This is a genomic window from Natrialba hulunbeirensis JCM 10989 (genome assembly GCF_000337575.1).
GTDB classification, from domain to species: domain Archaea; phylum Halobacteriota; class Halobacteria; order Halobacteriales; family Natrialbaceae; genus Natrialba; species Natrialba hulunbeirensis.
This window is the reverse complement of record NZ_AOIM01000041.1, coordinates 401,492-407,783: the sequence shown is the minus strand read 5'-3', so window position 1 is coordinate 407,783 and position 6,292 is coordinate 401,492. Positions and strand designations below refer to the sequence as shown.

General features: G+C 64.3%; 6 protein-coding genes. 4 read left to right on the top strand and 2 right to left on the bottom strand.

The features are described from left to right. Together C483_RS18015 and C483_RS18010 are read left to right on the top strand one after the other, a co-directional pair. On the top strand, positions 1–786 hold a 786-nt coding region (locus C483_RS18015), incomplete at its 5' end, for an APC family permease (RefSeq protein ID WP_006654798.1). An 80-nt stretch (positions 787–866) separates the two neighbouring features. Then, the gene (locus C483_RS18010; protein ID WP_006654797.1) at positions 867–1,796 is read left to right on the top strand and encodes a hypothetical protein; all 930 of its coding nucleotides are present in this window, start codon (positions 867–869) and stop codon (positions 1,794–1,796) included. Positions 1,797–1,878: 82 nt separating this feature from the next. Here C483_RS18010 and C483_RS18005 read toward each other — a convergent pair whose 3' ends face one another. Next, complete coding sequence (locus tag C483_RS18005) at positions 1,879–2,892, bottom strand: FAS1-like dehydratase domain-containing protein (RefSeq protein WP_006654796.1); 1,014 nt, start codon at positions 2,890–2,892, stop codon at positions 1,879–1,881. Positions 2,893–3,037: 145 nt separating this feature from the next. Between C483_RS18005 and C483_RS18000 the strand changes: the two genes are divergently transcribed. Further along, positions 3,038–3,775 carry a 3-hydroxyacyl-CoA dehydrogenase family protein gene (locus tag C483_RS18000; protein ID WP_006654795.1) on the top strand — a complete coding sequence of 246 codons (738 nt, stop codon included), beginning with the start codon at positions 3,038–3,040 and terminating at the stop codon, positions 3,773–3,775. 70 nt (positions 3,776–3,845) lie between these two features. Continuing rightward, positions 3,846–4,994 (top strand): thiolase family protein, encoded by a 1,149-nt coding sequence (locus C483_RS17995; protein WP_006654794.1) that lies wholly within the window; start codon positions 3,846–3,848, stop codon positions 4,992–4,994. 33 nt (positions 4,995–5,027) lie between these two features. Here C483_RS17995 and C483_RS17990 read toward each other — a convergent pair whose 3' ends face one another. After that, positions 5,028–6,278 (bottom strand): acyl-CoA dehydrogenase family protein, encoded by a 1,251-nt coding sequence (locus C483_RS17990; RefSeq protein WP_006654793.1) that lies wholly within the window; start codon positions 6,276–6,278, stop codon positions 5,028–5,030. Positions 6,279–6,292: the final 14 nt, after the last annotated feature.

Genomic DNA, 6,292 nt, shown 5'->3' with positions numbered 1-6,292 from the left:
GTCGGTGTCGTTCCCTACACGCAACTCGGCGGGGAGGCGGACCTCGCGCTGGTGGCGTCGGTCTACCTGCCCTGGTGGGGCGAGTACGTCATCGCCGCGGGTGCGATCTTCGCCGTCGTCACGACGGTCAACACGACGCTGCTCGTCTTCTCGCGGACGCTCATGCGAGCCAGCCGGGACGGCATCCTTCCCGAATCGTTCTCGCGCATTCACCCTCGATTCGACACGCCGCACGTCTCGGTGCTCGCCCTCGGCTTGCCGCCGTTCTTACTCGTTCCCATCGCGGGCGAAATCGTCGGCCTCTCGACGTTCATCGGCCTGGCGAGTCTCACCGCGTACTTCTTCTGTGCCGTTGGACTCTGGAATCTGCCGCGCGAGTTCCCCGAGCACTACGCGAACGCACCGTTCCGACTCCGGCGTTCGCGCGGTCTGCTGCTCGCCGTCGTCGGCGGGGCCCTCACGACGGCTTGCTTCTGGGTGATCACGCTGCTCCAGCAGCCGATCGTCGGCCTCGTCCTGCTCGGCTGGTTCGTGCTCGCGTACGGCTACTATCAGTACCGCCTCCGAAAGCACGATCCCAGTCAGCTCTATCTCACGATGACGTCGCTCGACGCCCACGAGCGCGTTTCAGACGGCAGTACAGGAACCGCTTCCGGACGCGCCCGCTCGGGACGGAGCGGTCGTGCGTCCGCTCGCGACGGCTCCATCCCAGCCGAGACGTTCGACGCTGAGACGGCGGCTACTCGAGACGATCGCGATCCAGTCGATCCTGGGGCAGAGGACTAAGGATGATCTCGTTCATGACGTTCATGTAATCGTGAAAAACAGACGAACAGTTATCTCCCAGAAACACGTTAGTTGTTCGCATGCCGATCGACTACAGTAATCGCGAGAAGTCCTACGAACTGTACCGGAAGGGAAAGCGCGAGGGAACCTGGGATCCGGACGACTACGACCTGACGCAGGACCGCGAGGACTGGCAGCAGTTCTCCGAAGCCGAACAGCACCGCTTTCTCGCGACGTGTTCCGGCTTCTACGACGGCGAGGAGGACGTGACGCGGACGCTCGCGCCGTACATGATGGCACTCGACGCGCTCCCGAACGAGGAGCTGCCCTTCGACACCGTCCAGGAGGAGCTGTACCTCGCCCAGCAGGTCTACGAAGAGGCCAAACACACCGACCTCTTCAGCCGGTACTTCGAGGAAGTCTTCGGCACACAGGACACCGCGCCCTACCGCGAGGGCGGCTATCAGGAACAGGGGTACAGCACGGACGACCTCTACGACACCGCAGACGACCTCCTCGCGGCGGTCAACAGCGGGGACCGGACTGACCTCGTCTACAGCCTCGGAGAAGCCTACCTCAACTACATGGGCATCGTCGAGGCACAACTCGCCCGCGGCGGCTACCTCAGCTTCGACCAGATGATCGAACTGAAGGCCGACCAGATGGGCAGAGACTCCGTACTCGAGTCGTTCCAGCAGGCGATCGGCAAGGTCCGACAGGACGAAACCCGTCACATCGAGAACGGCCGCTGGGTGATGAAACAGCTCGCAATCGCCGAACCCGAGATCGTCGCCGATGTCTACGAGCCGCGGATCGATGAGTACGTCGAGAATCGGTTGCTGAGCGACCCGCTCTATGACGAGCAGCCGTTCGAGGGCTACGATCAAGAACGGATCGGCCACCAGCTCGTCCAGTATCTTCAGGATACGATCGACTACATCGGTGCCGAGCGCTTCGACCAGTACGGTGATGTTCGGGCGGCACTCAAGGCGGAAGCCACGGCTGACTGAGCGGCCCTGTCGCACTCGTGCGTGAATGGCCCTATCGAACTCGCGCTTGAGTGGCCCCGTCGAACTCGCATCTGAGCGGTCGCTACTGACTGTTCGACCGCGACAGATCCGCCGTCGCAGTCCCGGTCAGAAGCGTCTTCCCGCTCGGCGTCGCGGCTTCGACCGTCACATCGACAGTTTCGTCCTGCGACACCGACTCGACTTCTCCTGTCGCGACGATGGTCTCGCCGGGGAAGACGCGCGACTGAAACCGCACGCCGAACGACGAAATCGTCTCGCGGCCGAACCAGTCCGTGACGACGCGGGAGGCGACGCCAGCCGTAAACATTCCCTGGCCGAAGACGCTCTCGTTGCCCGCCGCCGTCGCGTACGGCTCGTCGTAGTGAATCGGATTGAAATCGCCACTCGCGCCCGCGTACTTGACGAAGTCGCGCCGCTCGAGGTCGGCGGCGAGGACGGTCGGGCCGGATTGGCCGGACTCGAGTACGGCTGTAGATTGCGGACGGTCGACGGAGTGGGGTTGAGGTTCGGACTCGTGAGTGGTCGCTGCGTCACCAGCGGGCGTGTCCTCGTCGCCACCATCGTCGATCGCCCCCTCCGTCTCGATCGCCGTCGCCCGGTCGGTGAGCACGAGTTCTCCCGACTGGTCACGGTAGGCCGTCTCGAGTACCGCGAAGGTCATCGTTCCGGCGCGGCCGCCGTCGCGCTGGTAGACCTCGGCGAGCGTCGTCTCGCCGGTCAGTACGTCGCCGACGAGCAGCGGCCGCTCGTACTCGTAGGCCTGCTCGCCGTGGAGGACGTACTCTGGTCGAAATCCGAGGTCGAAGCCGTAGTGGCCCTCCTCCCGTTCGTCCACCTCGGCGTCAGCGCCGACCTGATACCGCGGGAATCGCTTTACCCGCGGGAACGTCAGCGGTGCCGGAACCGCATCGAAACCGCGCTCTCGTGCGACGGCCTCGTCTCTGAACACCGGGTTCGTGTCCGTGATCGCGCGAGCGAATTCTTCGACTTTCCCCGCCTCAATCCGGAAGTTTTCGACAGTCTGCTTCGACTCGCCGACCATGGACTCGAGTTCGGTCAGCGGCTTAGTCGGCATTCGACGCACCTCGGTCGCGACGGATCGTTGCGGAGCGTGTAGCCATTGTCGTGAGATTCGAACAACGACCCCATAAGCGTACGCCCACCGGCGGATCTGCGGCGCGACCAAAAGCGTTAACAGAACACACAGTGGTGTCGATAGCATGTCACAGGGACCAGTTGCAGTGATCGGCGGCGGGATCATGGGAGCGGGAATCGCACAAGTGCTCGCGCGGGCCGGCTACGAGGTTCGCGTTCGCGAACTGTCGGACGAGTTGGTAGACGAGGCGCGAGACCGACTTGTCTCCGGGAACTACGGCCTCGACGATGCCGTCGAGGGTGGGTACCTCGACGAGGACGAGAAACAGAACATCCTCGATCGGATCTCGTTCACGACGGACATGGAGGAGGCGGCCGCAGGCACGGCGTTCGTCATCGAAGCCGTCACTGAAGACCTCGCGATCAAGGGTCAGGTCTTCCGCGAACTCGATGCGGTGACCGACGAGCAGCCGCTGTACTCGAACACGAGCGGCTTCTCGGTAACCGCGATCGCGAACGCCGTCTCGGATCCCTCGCGGGTTGCCGTCACGCACTTCTTCAACCCGGTGCCGATCATGTCGATGGTCGAAATCGTCGAGGCACCCGAAACCGATCAGGCGGTCGTCGACCGCGCCGAGGACCTCGTCGACGAACTCGGGAAGACGCGAATCACGATCGACGACGATCCGGGCTCCTACGGCTTCGTCGCCAACCGCTGTCACGCAGCGATGCGCGAGGAGGCACAGACAATCGTCGACGAGGGGATCGCCACGGAAGCACAGGTCGATAAAGCACTCGAGGAGGGTTACAATCTGCCGGCCGGGCCGTTCGCATTGCGGGGGATCGGTGAGGAGTGGGAGTGAGCGCGTCCATGTGAGCAGTCAGCCGTTCGGAACGTCTATAGTGCTCGCTGGAATACTGTGACGCACACACATGCACGAGGCAGTTATCGTCGACGCAGTGCGGACGCCGTTCGGCAAGCGCGACGGCTCCTTCCGCGACACTCACCCACAGGATCTCGCAGCGAAGCCACTCGAGGCACTCGAGGAGCGAAACGAGTTCGATCCCGAGGTCGTCGAGGACGTGATCTACGGCTGTGTAACCCCGATCGGCGAACAGGGCGCGAACATCGGCCGCCTCGCGCCGATGGTCGCCGGCTGGGGCGACGGCGTTCCCGGCGTCCAGCTAAACCGAATGTGCGGCTCGGGCCAGCAGGCCGTCAACTTCGCCGCAGCGAACGTCATGGCCGGCCAGCACGACGTGCTGGTCGCCGGCGGCGTCGAGCACATGACTCGCGAGCCGATGGGCTCTGACGGCGACGGCGTCACTGACACCTACTTCGAGTACTTCGACGAACTCACTCATCAGGGCGAGGGCGCAGAGCGCATCGCCGAGAACTACGACTTCAGCCGCGAGGAACTCGACGAACTCGCCGTCGACTCCCAGCGCCGGTGGGGCGAGGCCTGGGATGCGGGCTACTACGACGACCAGGTCGTCCCCGTCGAAACCGAACTCGACGGCGAAGAGATCACCGTCGAGCAGGACGAACACCCGCGCCCGGAGACCGACCTCGAGACGCTCGCCGGCCTCCCGCTCGCGTTCCGCGAGGAAGGCAACGGCGTCCACCACCCGGGCAACTCCTCCGGCATCGTCGACGGCTCGTCGGCGCTCCTCATCGCCAGCAGGGAAGCCGCCGAGGAACACGGCTGGAAGCCGATGGCCCGCATCGTCCAGACCGAGGTCGTCGGCGTCGATCCGATCACGATGCTGACCGGTCCGATCCCCGCGACCGAAGGGGTACTCGAGAAGGCCGACATGGAACTCGAAGAGATCGACCTCTTCGAGGTCAACGAAGCGTTTGCCTCCGTGGTCGCGGCCTGGCTCGAGGAGACCGGCGTTTCCTGGGAGCAGGTCAACGTCAACGGCGGGGCGATCGCGCACGGCCACCCGCTCGGTGGGACGGGCGCGATGCTACTGACGAAACTGGTACACGAACTCGAGCGGACCGGGCAGGACACCGCGCTGTCGACGATGTGTATCGGGTTCGGACAGGGTGTGGCGACGATTATCGAGCGCGTCTAACCAGCCCTGTTTTTGCTGTGTTCTGATTCTCTCTCAGTCGTCCAGTTCGTCGATCCGCAGGTCCTCGTCGAACTGCAGCGTGTTCTCGATCTCGGTCTCGTCGACGTCCTCAAACGCCCAGCGGGCGATCGAACGGCGGTGGACCTCGTCTGCGCCGTCGACGATACGGAACGCGCGGACGGCTTCGTAGAAGTGCGCGATCGGGAGGTCCTTCCCAATACCGTTGCCGCCACAACACTGCAGCGCGAGGTCGATGGTGTCCTGGGTGACGTTCGCGGTGAACATCTTCGCCATCGCGACCTCGATGCGGGCGTCGCTGCGGTCGAGTTCGCGCGCGGCGTGACGGACCATCGTCCGGGCGGCGTGCAGTCGCGTTTCGGCGTCGGCAATCCGGTGACGAAGCGCCTGCTTCTCCTCTAGGGTCGAGCCGAACGCCTCACGCTCTGCGAGGTAGGCTTTCGCGATGTCGAGCGACCGCTCGGCCATCCCGGAGTAGCGCATACAGTGGGTGAGTCGGCCGCCGCCGAGGCGCATCTGGGCGATCCGGAAGCCGGCGTTCTCCTCGCCGATCGTGTTCTCGATCGGCACGCGAACGTTGTCGAACTTCATCTCGGCGTGGCCGCCGGTGCGTTCGGTGATGCCGTGGCCGCCCAGATGGGGGACGTTCCGGACGACTTCGACACCGTCAGCGTCTCGCGGCACGAGGATGATCGACGTTCCCTCGTAGGGGTGGGCGTCCAGATCCGTCCGTGCCATCAGGAGGTAAAAGTCGGCGTCGAGCCCGTCCGACGTCCACCACTTGTGGGCGTTGATGACCCACTCGTCACCGTCCTTGACGGCGGTGCTCTGGAGCATCTTCGGATCGGAGCCCCCGCCCTGTTTGGGCTCTGTCATCGCGAACGCGGAGGACATCTCACCCTGGACGAGCGGTCGGAGGTACTCCTCCTTTTGCTCCTCGGTGCCGACCATCTCGAGGGTGTGCATGTTGCCCTCCTGTGGCGCGTTCGCGCGAATCGCGTGCGCGCCGATGAGTGACCGCCCGACCTGCTCGAAGGAGGGCAGCATATCGCTAAAGTCCAGGCCCTGGCCGCCGTACTTTTCCGGCACCTGCGGAGCGAAGAGATCCCGCTCTTTCGCTTCCTCCCAGAGCCCCTCGATTTCGTGCATTGGAATCTGCTCGCCCGTTGCAAGCGCCTCCCGCTCGCGTGGGATGACGACCTCGTCCATGAAGGACTCTACCCGGCCCGCAACCGCCTTCGCCGTCTCGGAATCGTGGTATTCCATACGAACGCATTCTC

Excerpts from the sequence above, each read along its gene's own strand:
- C483_RS17990 (WP_006654793.1), bottom strand. The coding sequence starts at position 6,278 with ATGGAATACCACGATTCCGAGACGGCGAAGGCGGTTGCGGGCCGGGTA.
- C483_RS17995 (WP_006654794.1), top strand. The coding sequence starts at position 3,846 with ATGCACGAGGCAGTTATCGTCGACGCAGTGCGGACGCCGTTCGGCAAG.
- C483_RS18000 (WP_006654795.1), top strand. The coding sequence starts at position 3,038 with ATGTCACAGGGACCAGTTGCAGTGATCGGCGGCGGGATCATGGGAGCG.
- C483_RS18005 (WP_006654796.1), bottom strand. The coding sequence starts at position 2,892 with ATGCCGACTAAGCCGCTGACCGAACTCGAGTCCATGGTCGGCGAGTCG.
- C483_RS18010 (WP_006654797.1), top strand. The coding sequence starts at position 867 with ATGCCGATCGACTACAGTAATCGCGAGAAGTCCTACGAACTGTACCGG.